The sequence below is a fragment of the Geobacillus sp. LEMMY01 genome (assembly GCF_002042905.1).
Lineage (GTDB): Bacteria > Bacillota > Bacilli > Bacillales > Anoxybacillaceae > Geobacillus > Geobacillus proteiniphilus.
This window is the reverse complement of sequence record NZ_MVKA01000022.1, coordinates 77,478-95,028: the sequence shown is the minus strand read 5'-3', so window position 1 is coordinate 95,028 and position 17,551 is coordinate 77,478. Positions and strand designations below refer to the sequence as shown.

Sequence of the window (17,551 nt, the reverse complement as noted above, 5' to 3'; positions counted from 1 at the left end):
TCGATCTGAAGTTTCGGTACGGTTTTTGGACGGGTTCGTCCAAGTCCTTACGATTCAGGGATTTTCCCACGATCACACCCATGAGATACACAATGATTTGATATTGGGTCTTGATGATTTGAAGCAAATAGGCTAATAATTGAGGTAACAAAGCTTGTCACTCCTTTGTTTTGGCTGTTGAGTGTGTGGTTACCTCAATGATGGCCGAAAACAACGGGGGTGGCAAGCTTTTTTTCTTCCAACCGTTGAAACTCAAGAGAAAACCGTGAGTGTGGAGGATAAACTTTTGACAATACCCCGGTGCCCTGGGGAGGTGAAACATGATTGGGAAATTTTATGCGCGATCGCTCACAAGCTTGGCAAGGGCCGCTACTTTTCCTTTACGTCAGCCGAAGAGATTTTCAACGAACTGCGGCTGGCGAGCCGCGGCGGCAAAGCGGACTATTATGGTGTGACGTATGAGCGGCTGCGCCGCGAACGTGTCTACTGGCCTTGCCCCGATCCGCATCATCCTGGGACTCCTCGACTGTTTACGGAACGGTTTGCTCATCCGGACGGCAAGGCGCGGTTTGCGGTTTTGCCGTTTTGGATGGACAAAGAGGAGACGGATGAACGTTATCCGCTTTATTTAACGACGGGGCGGGTGCTTGCCCATTATTTAAGTGGAACGCAGACGCGGCGCAGTCCAGCACTGGCGGCGCGGCAGCCGGAGGCGACCGTCGAGATCCACCCGAGGACGGCCAAACGATACGGGATCGGCCCAGGGATGCTTGTGCGCATTGAAACGCGGCGCGGTGCGGCGGTCGTCCGCAGCCGTTACAATGATCAAATTCGCGAGGATACCATTTTTGTCCCATTCCACTGGAGCGGCCTGCAGCAAATCAACAACGTTACGTCCGATGAGCTGGATCCGCATTGCCGGATGCCGGCGTTTAAGCGGTGCGCAGCTCGGGTGCGGCCGGTTGTCGATTTAGGGAGAAATTAACCACCAATAGATTCCGCGGGGAAGGTGCACAGATGCAAAAAAAACTTCCCGGTATATACGGTGGGAAGTAGGTGGAGAAATCGCTTTCATTTCCATTCTATCATATAATGAACTTCCACGCCAAGGGGGAGTCGGGAGAAGATGGCGAAGAAATCGTTTTGGCGGGTAGGGCATGCGCCGACGCTATTGTCGTCGTTTTTGTACTTTGATATTAGCTTTATGATTTGGAACTTGCTTGGCGCGCTTGGTGTATTTGTCGCTGAGTCGTTTGCGCTCACGCCGGCGGAAAAAGGGATGATGGTCGCCATTCCCGTGTTGGGCGGGGCGCTGCTTCGCATTCCGATGGGGCTGCTCGCCGACCGCTGGGGCGGGAAGCGGGCCGGATTGTTCGGCATGGCGGTGACGGCTGTACCGCTTGTGTGGGGCTGGCGGTTTGCTGATCAGATGACGGATGTGTATGCGCTCGGATTTTTATTAGGGGTGGGCGGAGCCAGCTTTGCCGTTGCGTTGCCGCTCGCGAGCCGCTGGTATCCGAAAGAATATCAAGGGCTGGCCATGGGGATCGCTGGGGCCGGAAACAGCGGGACGGTGCTGGCGACGTTGTTTGGGCCGCGGCTGGCGGAAGCGTACGGATGGAACACGGTGTTTGGACTGGCGCTCGTACCGCTTGCTGTTGTCTTTGCTTTGTTTGCCTTGTTGGCGCGCGACTGCCCGACGGCGGTAAAACCAGTATCCATGCGCGAATACGGAACCGTGCTTCGCCGAAAAGAAGCGTGGTTGTTTTGTTTCTTCTACAGCTTGTCATTCGGCGGATTTGTCGGGCTGACGGGTTACTTGGGCATTTTCTTCTTTGATGAATACGGCGTCAGCAAAGTCACGGCCGGCGATTTCGTCACCGCCGTCGTGTTCGCTGGCAGTTTTATCCGCCCGATTGGCGGTTATATCGCCGACCGGATCGGCGGAATGCGGCTTCTTTCCTTGTTGTTTGCCGCTGGGACTTTGTTGCTGGCTTGCATCGGCACATTACCGTCTCTTTTCGTCATGTTCGGATTGATGGTCGCTCTCTTCCTTTGCTTTGGCGCAGCGAACGGCGCGTTGTTCCAAGTTGTTCCAACATGGTTTCCGAAAGAGGTCGGCTTGTTAACGGGCATCATCGGGGCGGCCGGCGGGCTGGGAGGGTTTTTGTTGCCGAACGTGCTCGGGGGGGGGTGAAGCAGTGGACCGGCTCTTCGGCATATGGATTTTGGCTGTTTGCCATTGTTCTGGGGGGTGCTATGTTGACGGCGCGCCGCTTACAAGCGCGGGCGGCAGAGGCTGTTCCTCTTGGAAAAGGTGCGGTTGAGCGCTCTGGATAATGGGAATAGGAGCGGTTGCTAGAGAAGAGGATTCAGAGAGATAATTGGAAACTTGGTTGAACAGGATCATTTCCGAAACAAAGATGTCTTCTGAAATCCGTCTTTGTCTGAACGAAAACACGGCAATAAAGAAACAGTGAGGTGTCCGAAGTCTAGGGACACCTTTTTCATGTTTATGCGCACGAAAACAAGTTGAAAAAATCGTTTGTTCGGTCAAAAAAAGATCAAAACAAATGGTACGGAAGTGACTGCTCATGTGACGCTCGGAAAAGATGAAGCAGATGGCGGGTTTCAGCTGGCGGTTGCTCTTCAAGTGCGTGTGCTAGATGTTGACCGCACAACGGCTGAGGAGCTGGTGCATGCTGCCCATCAAATATGCCCGTATTCGAAAGCGGTCCGCGGCAATATTGAAGTAACGCTTTCCGTCAAAGAATAACGAGCATCAGTGAAGGTGTCCCCTAACGATGTGGTGTTGGGGCACCTTCCGTTTGAGGGCACTCGTTCGTTTGCCAGCGGCTTAATCAGCAGAATCGTTTCTCCTATGACATCATCCGTTATCTGTTGGCGTAAGCGTGCAGATGAAGGAGTGGGCGCTTCGTTGCAAACAGTAAACGATCTTTTGGGCGGGTGGCGGAGGAGTCGGACAATTGTCTTCTCTGTTGCTTGGTGAGGGCAGCGGACTCAAAGTCGGTTTTGGAAAAAGCGGAGCAGCTCCTCAGCCCGGTTTCCGACAAGTTGGATCAGCTGTTCAAACATGGCATCGCGCTGCAGATCGAGCTCAATGATGCGTTTCGCCAGCTCGAGCGCTTTTTCGTTCATGCGGCTGACCTCCTTTCATGGCCCAGATTGGTCTGAATCGTTCGTATTCGCGGCGCAATTCCGCTATCGTCCAGTGTTCCAGCTGTGCTGGATCATCGGTCAAACCCACTCGCAGCAGTTGGTTAATATAAAACTGTTTTTGTTGCTTCACTGCCTGTTGCATCCATTTCCCCATGTCGCTCCCTCCCTGTTTTTACCTTTACGATACCACCTTTTTCTTTAGTGTACAGCGAATGTGTTAAGCTCATTTACAGGAAATTTAAAAAAATATGTTAATTTTATTTACAAAAGTTAACGAGATACCATGATTTTTTGTATAATTACGTTAGAAAATGTAACATATAGAGGTGAGGAAAATGACCGCTCATCCACAAGAGGATCATTACAAATATAAAAAAGTCATTTCGATCGGTGTCGTCAGCGAACTGACCGGGCTGTCGCAGCGACAAATTCGTTATTACGAGGAACGGAAGCTGGTGTTCCCTGACCGTTCCAAAGGAATTCGCAAATATTCGTTCGCCGATGTGGAGCAGTTGATGAAAATCGCCAATCAACGCGAGGAAGGTGTATCGACTTGGGAAATCCGTCAAGAGATGACGAAAGAGCTGCGCGAGCGGATGTTAAAAGGGCAAATGAACGCGCATTTTCGGATGCGTTCCTAGGGGTGCGGACAGATTCGAATTTTGGACGCATCCCCTGCTTGGAAGCAGAGCATGCGGAAAACCGCCTGGCCGTGTGCCAACAGGATGTAAACACAGCGGCGTTTGTCCAATAATAAGAGCATAGTTGCTTGGCGCGCACAGAGATTCGTGCGCGCTTTTTTTGTTGCAGGATCAAAAGGTTGGTTTAAAAATATTAATCTTTTTTATTAAATGACTAGACAAATAAAATTAAATGTATATAATTTAAATTGAAAACGATATCATTTGTTTTACTCAATGCAAAGAGGAGGAATGAACCATGAAACGGATTTTATTGGCGTGCAGTTCTGGAATGTCGACAAGCTTGCTAGTGACGAAAATGCAGGAGTATGCCAAATCCGTCGGTGAGGAGGCAGAGATTTGGGCGGTCGGCCAAGATCAGGCGAAAAAAGAGATGGCCAAAGCCGATGTCGTCCTTATTGGTCCACAAATGAGCTTTTTGAAAGGGGAATTGCAAAAAGAAGCGCAAAAATACGGCATTCCAGTCGATGTCATTGACATGGTGGCTTATGGGATGGCGGATGGCAAAAAAGTGTATGAGCAGGCATTAAAATTGATGGGGGACAAGTAAGATGGAAAAAATCGATGTCAATCAACTCACCAATGAACAAGTCGCTTTCCAGTTGATTTTGCATAGCGGCAATGCCCGCAGCAAAATCGTCCAAGCCATCCGTGAATACCGGACCGGACAGGTCGGAGAAGCGGAGCGGCTGATTCAAGAAGCAGAGCAAGACTTAAGCATCGCCCATGATGTCCATTTCCAACTTATTCAAAAAGAGGCCAGCGGCGAGCAAACAAATATTACGTTGCTTCTCATGCATGCCGAAGATCACGTCATGTCGACGCTGGCGATGAAAGAAGTTGTCAAAGAAATGCTCGCACTGTTGAAGGAACGAAACGTATAAAAGGAGGATGGCAGCATGAACCAAGCATTATTCGAAAAATTAAGCAAAGTGCTCGTTCCGATTGCTGGAAAACTGAACAATAGCCGTTATTTGCAAGTGTTGCGCGATGCATTTATGTTGGCGTTTCCGTTGACGATTTTCGGTTCAATCGCGGTCGTCATCGCCAACTTGCCGTTTTTGGACAAGGTGATGAGTGAAAACAGCCTCAATACACTCAAGGAGATGCTCGGCGTTGCTCCAAATGCAACGATGGGCGTGATGACGATTTTCGTTGTATTCGGCATTGGCTACTATTTATCGAAAAGTTATGAAGTCGAAGGGGTTTTTGGCGGTGCGATCGCGTTAGCTTCTTTTCTCTTGTTGACGCCATTCGTTTTGCAGGTTGAGGGGAAAGAGGCTGTGCAAGGAGTCATCCCGCTCGACCGCCTAGGAGCAAAAGGGATGTTTCTTGGCATGATTACCGCATTTACTGCTGGTGAAATTTACCGGAAGGTTGTGCAAAAAAATATTACAATCAAAATGCCGGCCGGGGTGCCGCCGGCGGTTGCGAAGTCGTTTGCGGCGTTGATTCCGGCGGTGGTCACCCTGACCTTCTTCCTCGTCGTCAATATCATTGTAACACAAATTTTTAAGACAAACATGCATGATGTCATTTACAATGCAGTGCAAGCACCGCTTGTCGGGCTGGGAAGCGGCATTATTCCAACGCTGATCGCGATTTTTGTCACGCAAATTTTGTGGTTTTTCGGGCTGCACGGGCAAATCATCATTAACTCGGTGATGGATCCGATTTGGAACACACTGTCGCTCGAAAACTTAAATGCGTATACAAAAACGGGGGAAGTTCCGCATGTCGTCAGCAAACAGTTTATTGAAATTTACACGGTCGGCATGGGCGGAACGGGAATGACGCTCGCTGTCATTTTCGCCATCTTGCTCTTTATGAAGAGCAAGCAAATGAAGCAGGTGGCTAAGCTCGGGCTCGGACCCGGAATCTTTAACGTCAATGAACCGATTATTTTCGGTTTGCCGGTCGTGATGAATCCGCTCGTCATCGTCCCGTGGATTTTGGCGCCGATGGTCGTCACGTTGGTGACCTATTTGGCAATGTCCTCAGGCCTTGTACCGCCGCCTAACGGCGTAGCGGTGCCATGGACGGTGCCGATTTTCATCAACGGCATTATGGCGACGAACTCGCTGGCCGGCGGATTGCTGCAAGTGGTCAATTTCCTGATTGTGCTTGTCATTTGGTTTCCATTCTTAAAGTTCATTGACCGGATGAACTTGCAAAAAGAGCGGGAAGAGGGGCAAGACGCTGCGAAAAGTGCATCATAACGATACAGCAAATGAGGTGAATCGCGATGGAACAACGATCAAAGCAACCAATCACGTATCGCTTTCCTGCCGGATTTTGGTGGGGAAGTGCGACATCCGCGACGCAAATCGAAGGAGCGGCAAACGAAGGGGGGAAAGGGAAGAACATTTGGGATCATTGGTATGAACAAGAGCCTCACCGCTTTTTTCAAGGCGTCGGCCCGGAGGTGGCATCTGATTTTTATCATCGCTACAAAGAGGACATTGCGTTAATGAAGGAGATCGGCCATAATTCATTCCGGTTTTCAATTTCATGGTCGCGTTTGATTCCAGATGGGGTTGGTGAGGTCAACCCGGAGGCGGTGCGGTTTTACAATGCGGTCATCGATGAATTGCTGGCGAACGGGATTGAACCGTTTGTGAATTTATACCATTTTGATATGCCGCTGGCGATGCAAACCATTGGAGGATGGGAAAATCGTGAAGTGGTCGATGCTTATGCCCGCTATGCCAGCCTTTGTTTTCAACTGTTTGGCGATCGGGTGAAAACATGGTTTACGCACAATGAGCCGATTGTTCCTGTAGAAGGCGGGTATTTGTACGATTTCCACTATCCGAATGTGGTTGACTTCCGCCGTGCCGTGCAGGTGGCTTACCATACGATGATTGCCCATGCCAAAGCGGTTGCCGCCTTCCGCAGGGCGGCGATACCGGATGGAAAGATCGGCATCATTTTGAATTTAACGCCGTCTTATCCGCGCAGCCAACATCCGGCTGATGTGAAAGCGGCGCATATCGCTGATTTGTTGTTTAACCGCAGTTTCTTGGATCCTGCGGTAAAAGGAGAATACCCGCAAGATTTAATCGAGCTGTTGGATGAATACGGCTTTTTGCCCGTGACGAAAGCTAACGATCGCGAACTTATCAAAGAAAATACGATCGATTTGCTTGGCATCAACTACTATCAACCGCGCCGCGTCAAGGCGAAAGAAAATATGCCAAATCCGGACGCCCCGTTTTTGCCTGAACGGTTTTTCGATTACTATGCCATGCCGGGGCGGAAAATGAACCCGTATCGTGGTTGGGAAATTTATGAAAAAGGCATTTATGATATTTTAATCAATATCAAGGAAAACTATGGAAACATTGAGTGCTTTATTTCCGAAAACGGCATGGGCGTTGAAGGAGAAGAACGGTTCCGTGATGAAAGCGGCATGATTCATGACGACTACCGGATTGAATTCATTCGCGAGCATTTAAAATGGGTGCATCGCGCGATTGAAGAAGGAGTCAATGTGAAAGGCTACCATCTTTGGACGTTTATGGACAATTGGTCGTGGACCAATGCCTATAAAAATCGGTATGGGCTCGTGGCAGTCGACTTGGAGAACGGTTTGAAACGAACGATTAAAAAAAGCGGTTATTGGTTTAAATCGTTGGCAGAAAACAACGGATTTTAAACGGAAAGCAAGGCGTCCCGGGCAGCGGGGCGCTTTTTGTCGGTTGGGAGAACGGAGCGGCAAAGCAAAAGCGGTGAAGGAGAAAGCCGCATTGGCTATTGTGCAAACAGATGATTGTTCGTACAATGAAAATAGGACAATGACGAGGGATGAAAACGATGCCAAAATATGAGCAAATTTCTAACGAAATACGCAGACGAATTAAAGAGGGAGTGTATTCCCTAGACGAGCCGATTCCTGATGAAATCTCGCTCGCTGAGGAGTTTGGCTGCAGCCGGATGACCGTGAAACGGGCGCTTGATCTGCTTGTGTCCGAAGGGCTGTTGTATCGAAAGCGCGGCCATGGCACGTTTATTGTGAAATCCGCGATGCTTGACGGACTCGTTAACGTCGTCAGCAACGAGACACTCGGTTTGACAGGTGTACTGAAAGGACGCGAGGTAACAAGCAAAATCATTGCGTTCGAAGTGTTGTTTCCGTCCGATGAAGTGGCGGCCCATTTATGCATCGACACGAACACGCCGGTGTACCACTTAATCCGCCTGCGCAATGTGGATGGCGAACCGTACGTCATTGAGCGGACGTATATGCCCGTTCATTTGATCCCGGGGCTCAATGAAACGGTGCTTCATGGCTCGATTTATCGTTACATCACTCACGAACTCGGCTTAACGATTGCAGGGTCGCACCGAAAGATCCGCGCAGATAAACCGAATGAGCTCGATCAGCAGTACTTGCAGTGCGCACCCGACGATCCGGTATTGGAATTGGAACAGGTTGGTTTTTTGAACAATGGAGAGCCCTTTGAATACTCCTTTTCCCGTCATCGGTACGACAAATTTGTCTTCGTCACCGTCAGCACCCGCCGCTAAACGGCGCCTGCCTTTGCGCTCACATGAGGCAGGCGCGTTTTGTTTGCTGTTCAGGGCTGTTCTTTCCGTCTTTCTTCTAGAGAGTTGGTGGTTTATTGAACGCTCTCCCACCTACGCTAACGCTTAGAGGTGGGAGATTCTTGGGAACACCCGCCCCACGGCAGGCTATGAACCAAGCCATCCCCGTGCGTCCCACGGTTCGACTGCCCTACAACGACAGCAAACGAAGCCCTTCCTGCAAAAACCCGATCGTTTGGTTGATCAGCTCCGCTTGTGTTCGGGTGGGATACAGCCTGGGGCAGGGGGCGAAATGGAACTGGACCTCAGTATGCGCGTCTCCCGACTGGTCATGTAGCGATTTTTTCTCCTTTTTTCTCCATTTATAATGGCGCTCGATCGATTCCATAATGTAAATGGATAGAACGAGCAGGGGAAGGATGCCGCCAATGAGAAGCAAAGCGACGCAGTGGCTGTTGTCTGTATGGGGACTGATGGATCCGCTCTATTATGCATGTTCCCGCCTCGAATATGCTGGTGGGAAAGAGAACGGCTGCCGTTCCATTTTCCGCGTCCGTTTGCTTCGATACAAGGGTGAAACCATTCACCTTTCGGACGGAACGACGATCGCGGCCAATGACTGGCTGTTGAAAATTCACCTTCATAATGTTCGTCTGCTTCGCGAACTGATGCAGTATCGGAGCGATATTCAAAAAGGACGTTATATTTTCGAACAAGTGAAAGCCAGTTTGCCGTATGTCGCCCATCATCTTTACCATCACGAACAGTCCTCCCGCATAAAAGGGATCATCGGTGTGACGATGTTAAACAAAGGTTGTGAGAGACTCGGATTTGATGTCATTGACATAGCGAATTCATTTTACCGTTGGTTTAAAATGGCATCACATTGGCCGATGATGACAGTGGCCCAACACCGTCTAGTGCCGCTTGTCCGCCCGCCGAAGTATTTGTTGATGTCAAAGGAAAAATTGTTTTCGTTGTACGGCTGCCATCTCATCCACTAACTCCCTCTTTCTTCTCTCCTCCGTTTCACTATAATGGGTATCGAGGGAGGAGAGAAGACGATGACATTCTTTTTTGTTTTTCTTGCAATCTTGTTATTGCTTGCTTTGGCCATTCGCAAAGCCCACCGCAACACGTATGAAGCGGTTTTGCATAAAGTCCAAGTTGGCCGTTCAGAGGATGGAGACGGAGCCCTTCGGATTTTGCAGCTGTCTGATTTGCATCTCGAAAAACTGTCGATCACCCCGGACGATTTATACGAAAAGCTGAAAGAGGAAGCGATCGATTTGATCGCGTTGACGGGCGACTTTTTGGACCGTGAGGAAAGCATCGCCAAGCTCGGTCCGTATTTGGCCGCGCTGAATGCATTGAAACCGACGTACGGCATGTATGCGGTGTTTGGCAACCACGATTACGTGCTTCAAGGCGAGCCGTTCGAGCGCTTGAAAGCGACGCTTGAGGCGCACGGCTGCATCGTCTTGCAAAACGAGGCGAAAACGATCACCGTCAACGGTCAAACCGTCAATATCATCGGCATCGATGACTTTTACACGGGGCGCAGTGACATCGAAAAGGCGTACGCGGGCGTGAAAGACGGCATCAACCTCGTGTTGACGCACGATCCGGACATCGTGCCGCATATGAAAGACTATCATTTTGACTACTTGTTGTCTGGCCATTTCCACGGCGGGCAAATTCATTGGCCAAAGCCGTATCATTTGGCGAAAATGAGCAAAACGCTCACCGAGCGGAACATGATCAAAGGCTATCATGAATGGGAGGGAAAACCGTTTTATATCAACGAAGGGCTTGGGCAAACCGGGGTGAACATTCGGATCGGCTCAAAGCCGGAAGTGACGCTCCACTTGTTGGCGCTGCCGTCCCGAAGAGAAACGGTCAAAGCTGTCTAATGGGCAGCTTTTTATTTTTTTTAGGTAGGAAAGCGGTTTCGCTTACGCGTGCCACCATGCGGCGCGCTTTTTGTGTGGATTCGTCTCCCTGGTGTTGGGGGAAAATCAATGACAGTTTGCATAGACAAGGGAAACAATCGCCATACTTTTTAAAGAAAGGAGTGAACGGCCAATGGAACCGTCGTGGAAAGCTCTCTTGCCATTTTTAGTCGTCATCCCGATTTCGATTTGGACGAAGCAAGTGATTCCTGGATTGTTTGTCGGGCTGTTGGTCGGCAGCTATCTCATGACGCCGTCGTTGCTTGGCGGGCTGCGAACGATGCTTCATTACGTCGTCGATAACTTGATGCAGACGAACAACATTCGCATCATCATTTTCTTGTATGTGTTCGCCGGTCTTGTCAGCATGATCAAATATACCGGCGGAATCAAAGGATTCGTCCATCTCGTCAGCAAAAAAGTGAAATCGGCCAAAGCGGCCATGCTGCTGACGTGGATTTCGACGATGGTGACGTTTAGCGACCCTGATTTTCGCATCGTCACCGTCGCGCCGATCATGAAGGCGCTGCGCAAACGGCTTGGGCTGTCGTCCCAGCAAATCGGCTTTGCCATCGAGGTGACATCCAACCCGGTTGTCGCGCTCATCCCAATTGCCACCGCGTTTGTCGGCTATATGGTGTCGGTCATCGATAAGGCGCTTGATACGGCTGGCATCGGAGCTGAGCCGTACATCGTGTACGTCCGAAGCATTCCGTTCAACTTTTTCTCGTATGCCATTATTGCCGTCGGGCTCTACTACAGTTTTTTTGTCTATTCGCGCAAAAAACAAGCGGCAGTAAGCGAAGAGCGGGGAAAGGCGCCGATTCGGAGCTGGAACGAGCGGTTGGCGCTCGAAATGGCGGAAGAACAGCGGCCGGCTGACAATGAACCCAATGAAGCGCAAGGGGAAGAAGGAGACGCGATGCAGATATGCCCACGCGCTTACCAAAAAGAAACGCCGGTCAAGCCGTGGAATTTCATCGTTCCGCTTTCGATCGTGCTTGTCTTGACGTTGTTTTTAAGTTGGTGGGACGGCCGCCGGGGGGCAAGAACGTTTTGGGAGGCGTTTTTGCAAAGCGATGCGCTCGGTGCGATGTTGGAGGCGCTGTTGTTTACCGTCATCATTACGGCTGCTTTCTTCCTTTGGCAACGATTTAAATTGAACGATTTGTTGACTCATTTTGTCAAAGGCGGCAATGAGCTCATTTCCGTCATTTTAATGCTGGCGCTCATTTGGGCGCTGTCGGCTGTGGCGGAGGATTTAGGGTTTTCGCAATACATTACGGGCCATGTCAAAGAATGGATTCCACCGTTTTTCGTCGCCCCGATTTTGTTTTTGCTTGGCGCTGTCATTTCCTATTTCATCGGCTCGTCGTGGGGGACGTGGGGGATGTTGATGCCGCTTGGCGTGACGCTCGCGAGCCAAGCGGGAACGAACATTTTGCCGGTCATCGGCGCTGTGTTTGCGAGCGGGACGTTCGGGGCGTTCGCGTCGCCGCTCAGCGACAATACAGTCACGCTGTGCACCATTTTGGATTTGCCGGTGATGGAATACGCGCGCACGAAGTTGATCCCATCGTTGATCGCCGCCGGCATCGCCGCCGTTTTGTTCGGCGCTACGTCATTTCTTTTGCATTAGCGCCGTTGTCGTCCTCCCCTCCTTCCATGATACACTAAAAGAAAAAAGGAAGAGAGGGGAACGGCGATGGGGGAGGCGGAACGGCAGCTTGACGAGCTCAGCCAATGGCAAACGGAAGATGTTGCCGCACAGCTGGAGCAGTTGAACGAGCGGCTCGCTGTGGAGGACGCGTATTATCGTGCGGATGAAGACCAACGGGCGCGCCAACGGTATTATCGCCATCTGCCGCTTGAAGGGGACGGATTGATGTTGTTTGTCCGCTATCACGAACTGGTGGCGCATACCCATAAGCGGCGGCTGCCGTATTTTTTCAGCAAGGACGAATATTTGTACACATGGGTCGACTTGCAGCCGGACGGAACGGTGCGAAGCTTGTACTCCGGCGAGCGAAAAGACCCGAAGATGTTGATTGTCCAAGATGTCGAAACGATGAAACGGCGCTACGATGAATTTCGCCAGTTGTTGAAAAAAATGAAGCATGGGCTCGGCGATGTGCACGAGCGGGTGAAAACGATCGAGCAGCAATGGAAATTCAATGCCGAACATGTCGTGCCGCAGTCGTGGTTTGGCGCCCGCGAACCGATGAAAGGTGATTTGCATCATTTATTCGTTTGCCAGCCGGAGTGCAATACGATGCGGTCGAATTTTCCGTACGCGGATTTCCCGTTTTACAATCCGGAAGATTCCGACGAGCAAATCCAAAACCGTTGCGGCGTCGTTCATAATGGCTATTTCGAGCCGGAATATGGCAAAGGGACGGCTGCAAGGGCGATGTTGTACTTTCTGCTTCGCTACCCAAAGGCGATCGCGAAGTCGTTTCGGCGCAAAATCGATATTCCGCTCCTTGTCCGTTGGCACGAACAATTTCCGCCGACGGTGTATGAACATCATCGCAACAGCGCGATTTTTTTCATCCAAGGCAACCGCAACCCGTTCATTGATTTCCCTGAATTGGCCGGGCGGATGGTGTTTCCGTTTGAAGGGGCGTCGTGAAAAGAGTTTGAAGGCGGATGTTTGTTTTTCGAAAGATGGGGCCGATGGGTGCTCGATTTCCATCCTGATTTGTTATCATGATTTTTTAGGAAAGAAAGTTGGAGGTATTTTATCACGCGTTTTGGCTGACGCCAACCGATATTCATCTCCCGCTTATCGCTGTGTTGCGCTCTTTGCGCGCTTGGAGCGGGAGTCTTCTTTCGGAACTATGATAAAAAAGCTGTCTTCGAAAGCCAGGCGTTCGCTTCGGGAGACAGCTTTTTCATTGCTCCTAGACAAAGGATGAGAGGTCAAGCAAAGATCGTCTTTTCATCTGTCGCTTCGTGATCCGCCTAGTTGCGGAATTTTGAAGAAATCATGACAATGCGTTTGAACCGTGAAAAAAATCACTCCCTTTTTTGTTCGTTGTGCTATAGTAAAAGCAGGGATTGAGAAAAAGAATCATTATTGTCCTGTGGATAAGACGAAAAAACGGGAGGAACACGCAATGGTGTTGACCGATTTGCATAAAGGGGAAACGGCGGTCGTTGTCCGTTTGGCTGTTGAACATGAGGCGTTGAAGCAACGTCTTCTTCACCTTGGTTTAAAAGAAGGGAAAATGGTGCGGCTGAAAACAGCGATGCCGTTTGGCGGGCCGGTGATGATCGAAGTCGATGGGCAGGCGATCGGTTTGCGGCGCAAAGAGGCGTCATCGATCGAGGTGAAATAAATGTCCTACATCGCTTTATTTGGCAATCCAAACACCGGCAAAACGTCGCTGTTTAACTGCTTGACCGGCTCTTATGAATATATCGGCAACTGGAGCGGGGTGACGGTCGAGAAAAAAATCGGAGTGCTCCGCCAGCACGGGGTTCCGGTGGTCGACTTGCCCGGCGTGTATTCGCTTCAGCCGCTTTCACGCGATGAAGGGGTGGCGACCGATTTTTTATTGACCGAGCCGTGCTCAGCGATTGTCAATATCGTTGACGCGTCGCAGTTGCGCCGCAATTTGCATTTGACCGTTCAGCTGCTGGAATTTGGCCGTCCCCTTGTCATCGCTTTGAACATGGTTGATGTGGCGGAAAAACGGGGCGTGAAAGTGGACGCCGCCAAACTGTCGAAGTATCTTGGTGTTCCTGTTATCCCGGTCATCGCCCGAACAGGAAAAGGAACGAACGAATTGGTTCACGCCGTTTTGGCGGCAAAAGATAAGCCGCACCCTGCAATCGCGATCGATTACGGCGTCGAAGTGGAGAACGCCATCCGGTGCATCACTGAGCGGCTGCCGGACGATGTGCCAGGGGACAAGCGTTGGGTGGCGTTGCAGTTTTTGGAGGGGAATGAGCGCATGGCCGCCTATTTGCGCGGGCGGTTGGATCTTTCTCCGCTTCTGGAAGCCCGCGCAGAGGCGGAACAGAAGCTCGGATCTTCGGTCGCCGAACAGATTTATGAGACGCGTGACCGCTGGATCGGTGAGGCGATCGCTGTTGCGGCGATCGCGCTTGAGAACAAACCGTTGACATGGACGGAAAAAATCGATGTGGTTGTGACAAACCGTTATGTCGGGCTGCCGATTTTTTTGGCGCTTATGTATCTCGTGTTTATGCTCACGTTTAACTGGCTTGGGACGCCGCTTGCCGATCAGCTTGACGCTTTCTTCTCAGGGCCGCTCACTGATTGGCTGGCCCGTCTTCTCGACTGGGCGGGGGCGTCGCCGTTTATCAAGGCGCTCATCTTGGACGGCATCGTTGCCGGGGTCGGCGGGGTGCTTGTGTTTGTCCCGCAAATTTTCATTTTGTTTTTTTTCATCTCGCTTCTCGAAGACTCCGGATATATGGCGCGCGTGGCGATGGTGATGGACCGGATGATGGAAGCGATCGGGTTAAACGGCAAGGCGTTTATCCCGATGATCATCGGCTTTGGCTGCAACGTTCCCGGGGTGATGGCGGCGCGCACCATCGAGCAGCCGAAAGAACGGCTGTTGACGATCTTGTTGCTGCCGTTTATGTCGTGTTCCGCCCGCTTGCCGGTGTACGCCTTGTTTGCCGGCACGTTTTTCGTCCGCGAGCAGGCGCTTGTCGTGTTTTCGCTTTACGTGCTTGGCATTGTAGTGGCTTTGGGGCTCGCCAAGTTGTTCTCATCGACGCTCTTGAAAAACGAAAGTTCGCTGTTTGTCATTGAACTGCCGCCATACCGCGTGCCGCAGGCGCTCACGTTATGGCGGAGCACATGGGAGAAAGGGAAAGGGTTCGTTCGCAAAGCCGGCACGTTTATTTTTGGCGGTTCGGTCGCCATTTGGCTGTTGACGTATATCGGGCCGCATGGGGTCGGCGTTGCCATGGATGACAGTTTTCTCGCCGCCATTGGCGGCCTCATCGCTCCGCTGCTCGCCCCGCTTGGCTTTGGCGCCTGGCAGGCGGGCGCGGCTTTGATCACCGGCTTTTTGGCGAAAGAAGTCGTCGTGTCCACGATGAATATTATTTACCACGTTCATGAGGCGAACGGGTTGAAGCAGGTGATCGCCTCCCATTTCACGCCGCTGTCGGCGTTCAGCTTTATGGTGTTCGTCCTGCTTTATACGCCGTGTCTAGCGACGGTGGCGGCGATTCGCAAAGAAACCGGGTCGCGGAAATGGACGCTGTTGTCAATCGGCTGCGCGCTGACGGTTGCGTATGTCATTTCGTTTGCCGTCTATCAGTTTGGGCATATGCTTGGTTATTCATGAAAGGGGAGAGAATCGATGATCGCGAATCTTGTGATCGGCGGAGCGATTTTTGCCTACGCCGGCTGGGCGCTTGTCCGCCACGTGAAAAAAAGCGCCAAAGGCGCATGTGCGGCGTGCCATGCGGCTGACCATTGCCGAGGCAGCTGCGGGACAGAGAGGTAACCTGTTAAGGGCGAACGGATTCCTGACGATGATCGGAATCCGTTTTTTTCATTTTCCGACGGAAGACTTCCGCTTCCATGTTGTGGGATAGCCAAAAAATAAGCGGGGATACAATGGGCAAGCTGCTTCAACGGACCATCCGTTTCAACGGGCTCTGGAGGACAAAAAATCAGGCTGCCCTTTGTTTTGGCTGTTTGGTGTCGTTACCTCAATGATGGCCGAAAACAACGGGGGTGGCAAGCTTTTTTTCTTCCAACCGTTGAAACTCAAGAGAAAACCGTGAGTGTGGAGGATATCTTTTGACAATACCCAATACCTGCCGAAAGGTAAAAGTATGAAAAGCTGCGAATAGCGAAAAGGCGGCTTTGGATCAAGTCCGCACAGTTGTGTAAAAAACAAAGCGGCAAAAAAAACGATGTTGTTGTCCTGTCATCCAAGTTTACTGTGTTGGCGATGGAATTTTACGCAATAATTGAACTTGACCCGGCTTTGGCCCGCTCTTTTCCTCATTCTTTTCGTTTTTGGATGGGGCGGATGTAACCTTCTAATTCGTGGACAAGATGCTGGATGCAATCATTTCCCCGGAACTTGGCATCCTCGACAAGGTACATCGTGAAATCTTCCGCTTCTTTATTGGTCATCGTGAACTCATATCCATTCAAATCAAGGAACGTGACGAATACGGTTAAAGCCGTCCGCTTATTGCCGTTGTGGAAAATATGACCTGTCGCGATGGAATGGTAATAGCAGCACGCCTTTTCAATAATCGAAGGGAACTGTTCCTCCCCGAACAATTTCGTTTTCGGCCTTTCCAACATCCACGCGAATTTATCGGGGAATTGGATCCCCGCTTGTTCTGCGTCGTCGTACATTTCCATGATCGTGTAATGGATAAATATGATTTCTTCCGCTGTCAAATAATAAACCATGTTTTCCTCCGGTTGCTCCTTTATCTATATTTCAAGTTGCGCAGCGCTTCGTCATATTTGGAGATCGCGCGGTTCATCGCCATCACGACTTCAGGACGGACTCCTTTTGGAATTCGGTTTGCGCGTTTCATCACGATTTCCCCTCGTTCCTTGTCGTAATATATTTCGATTTCATCGCCTTTATTTAGGTTTAGCATCGTGGCTAAATCTTTCGGGATGCTAACGGACAAACTATTCCCGACTTGGCTAATCCGACGTGTATACGTTTTGTCATCCTTGCTTCCCAACATTTCCGCGTCCATTTCTTTTCCATCTCCTTTCCATAATATGGACAAAAAGGACGTTTTTATCCATAAAACTATTACTGTATAAACAATTATAACAATAATCTTCCGAAAAGCAATACGGAATAATAAAAAAGGCTTTTTGTCTTTGAACGAGAAAAACGCATGCCGCATTTTTAGAATCGATGTCGTTAGAAGGGAAAGAGGAGTGGCGCATAAAGTGAGCTTGTACGGATATACCGTCTGTGTGTTATGCCATGCCGGACATAGTGAGGTCGGAAGCGTCAAGCAGTGAAACATGAAACAGCCGCGCCACGGAACGGATCAACGACGGCTATCTTTATTATTGCTTGGGGGGATTTAGTGGGTTTATCAAATACCTTTGTCTTGCAGGAGGAATGAGGAATATTCATTGTTGCGACGGATCATCCGTTTGTCATCTTGCGCCGTGAAGCCAAT

The 17,551-nt window shown here is 50.5% G+C and carries 18 protein-coding genes and 2 pseudogenes; 16 read left to right on the top strand and 4 right to left on the bottom strand.

Annotation, left to right across the window (positions count from 1 at the left end; translation table 11 throughout):
• Positions 1 to 301: 301 nt before the first annotated feature.
• The 3 genes and pseudogenes from B1A75_RS11960 to B1A75_RS11950 all read left to right on the top strand — a co-directional run.
• Positions 302 to 985: pseudogene (locus tag B1A75_RS11960) on the top strand (molybdopterin oxidoreductase family protein); the annotation flags it as partial.
• A gap of 141 nt (positions 986 to 1,126) precedes the next feature.
• Positions 1,127 to 2,340 (top strand): annotated as a pseudogene (locus B1A75_RS11955) (nitrate/nitrite transporter).
• 205 nt (positions 2,341 to 2,545) lie between these two features.
• Positions 2,546 to 2,776 carry an OsmC family protein gene (locus B1A75_RS11950; protein ID WP_079936252.1) on the top strand — a complete coding sequence of 77 codons (231 nt, stop codon included), beginning with the start codon at positions 2,546 to 2,548 and terminating at the stop codon, positions 2,774 to 2,776.
• A gap of 245 nt (positions 2,777 to 3,021) precedes the next feature.
• Here B1A75_RS11950 and B1A75_RS19925 read toward each other — a convergent pair whose 3' ends face one another.
• Positions 3,022 to 3,159, bottom strand: a complete 138-nt coding sequence (locus B1A75_RS19925; protein ID WP_165570902.1) for a hypothetical protein — start codon at positions 3,157 to 3,159, stop codon at positions 3,022 to 3,024.
• Positions 3,119 to 3,334, bottom strand: a complete 216-nt coding sequence (locus B1A75_RS11945; RefSeq protein WP_079936251.1) for a Fur-regulated basic protein FbpA — start codon at positions 3,332 to 3,334, stop codon at positions 3,119 to 3,121. Before B1A75_RS11945 ends, B1A75_RS19925 begins: the two co-directional genes overlap by 41 nt.
• A gap of 181 nt (positions 3,335 to 3,515) precedes the next feature.
• Between B1A75_RS11945 and B1A75_RS11940 the strand changes: the two genes are divergently transcribed.
• The 13 genes from B1A75_RS11940 (at position 3,516) to B1A75_RS11875 (ending at position 15,879) form a co-directional block, all read left to right on the top strand.
• On the top strand, positions 3,516 to 3,821 hold the full coding sequence (locus B1A75_RS11940; RefSeq protein WP_015374948.1) for a MerR family transcriptional regulator: 306 nt from the start codon (positions 3,516 to 3,518) through the stop codon (positions 3,819 to 3,821).
• A gap of 298 nt (positions 3,822 to 4,119) precedes the next feature.
• Positions 4,120 to 4,431, top strand: a complete 312-nt coding sequence (locus tag B1A75_RS11935) for a PTS sugar transporter subunit IIB (RefSeq protein WP_013145220.1) — start codon at positions 4,120 to 4,122, stop codon at positions 4,429 to 4,431.
• A 1-nt stretch (position 4,432) separates the two neighbouring features.
• Positions 4,433 to 4,765, top strand: a complete 333-nt coding sequence (locus B1A75_RS11930) for a PTS sugar transporter subunit IIA (protein ID WP_011231348.1) — start codon at positions 4,433 to 4,435, stop codon at positions 4,763 to 4,765.
• Between the two features lie 15 nt (positions 4,766 to 4,780).
• Positions 4,781 to 6,100, top strand: coding sequence for a PTS cellobiose transporter subunit IIC (celB, locus tag B1A75_RS11925; RefSeq protein ID WP_074044355.1), 1,320 nt, complete (start codon positions 4,781 to 4,783; stop codon positions 6,098 to 6,100).
• 26 nt (positions 6,101 to 6,126) lie between these two features.
• On the top strand, positions 6,127 to 7,539 hold the full coding sequence (locus tag B1A75_RS11920; RefSeq protein ID WP_011231346.1) for a glycoside hydrolase family 1 protein: 1,413 nt from the start codon (positions 6,127 to 6,129) through the stop codon (positions 7,537 to 7,539).
• 158 nt (positions 7,540 to 7,697) lie between these two features.
• The gene (locus B1A75_RS11915) at positions 7,698 to 8,411 is read left to right on the top strand and encodes a GntR family transcriptional regulator (protein ID WP_011231345.1); all 714 of its coding nucleotides are present in this window, start codon (positions 7,698 to 7,700) and stop codon (positions 8,409 to 8,411) included.
• Positions 8,412 to 8,857: 446 nt separating this feature from the next.
• Entirely contained in the window at positions 8,858 to 9,433 is a 576-nt protein-coding gene (locus tag B1A75_RS11905) for a YkoP family protein (protein ID WP_079936250.1), read from the top strand.
• Positions 9,434 to 9,493: 60 nt separating this feature from the next.
• Positions 9,494 to 10,342, top strand: a complete 849-nt coding sequence (locus B1A75_RS11900) for a metallophosphoesterase (protein ID WP_079936249.1) — start codon at positions 9,494 to 9,496, stop codon at positions 10,340 to 10,342.
• 172 nt (positions 10,343 to 10,514) lie between these two features.
• Entirely contained in the window at positions 10,515 to 12,020 is a 1,506-nt protein-coding gene (locus B1A75_RS11895; RefSeq protein WP_079936248.1) for a Na+/H+ antiporter NhaC family protein, read from the top strand.
• Between the two features lie 66 nt (positions 12,021 to 12,086).
• A complete protein-coding gene (locus B1A75_RS11890; protein WP_079936247.1) occupies positions 12,087 to 13,013 on the top strand; it encodes an endonuclease I family protein in 927 nt (308 codons plus the stop codon).
• Positions 13,014 to 13,500: 487 nt separating this feature from the next.
• Entirely contained in the window at positions 13,501 to 13,722 is a 222-nt protein-coding gene (locus B1A75_RS11885) for a FeoA family protein (RefSeq protein ID WP_053414878.1), read from the top strand.
• Positions 13,723 to 15,717 (top strand): ferrous iron transport protein B, encoded by a 1,995-nt coding sequence (gene feoB / locus B1A75_RS11880; RefSeq protein WP_079936246.1) that lies wholly within the window; start codon positions 13,723 to 13,725, stop codon positions 15,715 to 15,717.
• A 15-nt stretch (positions 15,718 to 15,732) separates the two neighbouring features.
• Positions 15,733 to 15,879 carry a FeoB-associated Cys-rich membrane protein gene (locus B1A75_RS11875; RefSeq protein ID WP_011231337.1) on the top strand — a complete coding sequence of 49 codons (147 nt, stop codon included), beginning with the start codon at positions 15,733 to 15,735 and terminating at the stop codon, positions 15,877 to 15,879.
• Between the two features lie 506 nt (positions 15,880 to 16,385).
• Here B1A75_RS11875 and B1A75_RS11870 read toward each other — a convergent pair.
• On the bottom strand, positions 16,386 to 16,808 hold the full coding sequence (locus B1A75_RS11870) for a type II toxin-antitoxin system death-on-curing family toxin (RefSeq protein ID WP_011231336.1): 423 nt from the start codon (positions 16,806 to 16,808) through the stop codon (positions 16,386 to 16,388).
• Between the two features lie 20 nt (positions 16,809 to 16,828).
• The gene (locus B1A75_RS11865; RefSeq protein ID WP_013145234.1) at positions 16,829 to 17,110 is read right to left on the bottom strand and encodes an AbrB/MazE/SpoVT family DNA-binding domain-containing protein; all 282 of its coding nucleotides are present in this window, start codon (positions 17,108 to 17,110) and stop codon (positions 16,829 to 16,831) included.
• Between the last annotated feature and the right edge of the window lie 441 nt (positions 17,111 to 17,551).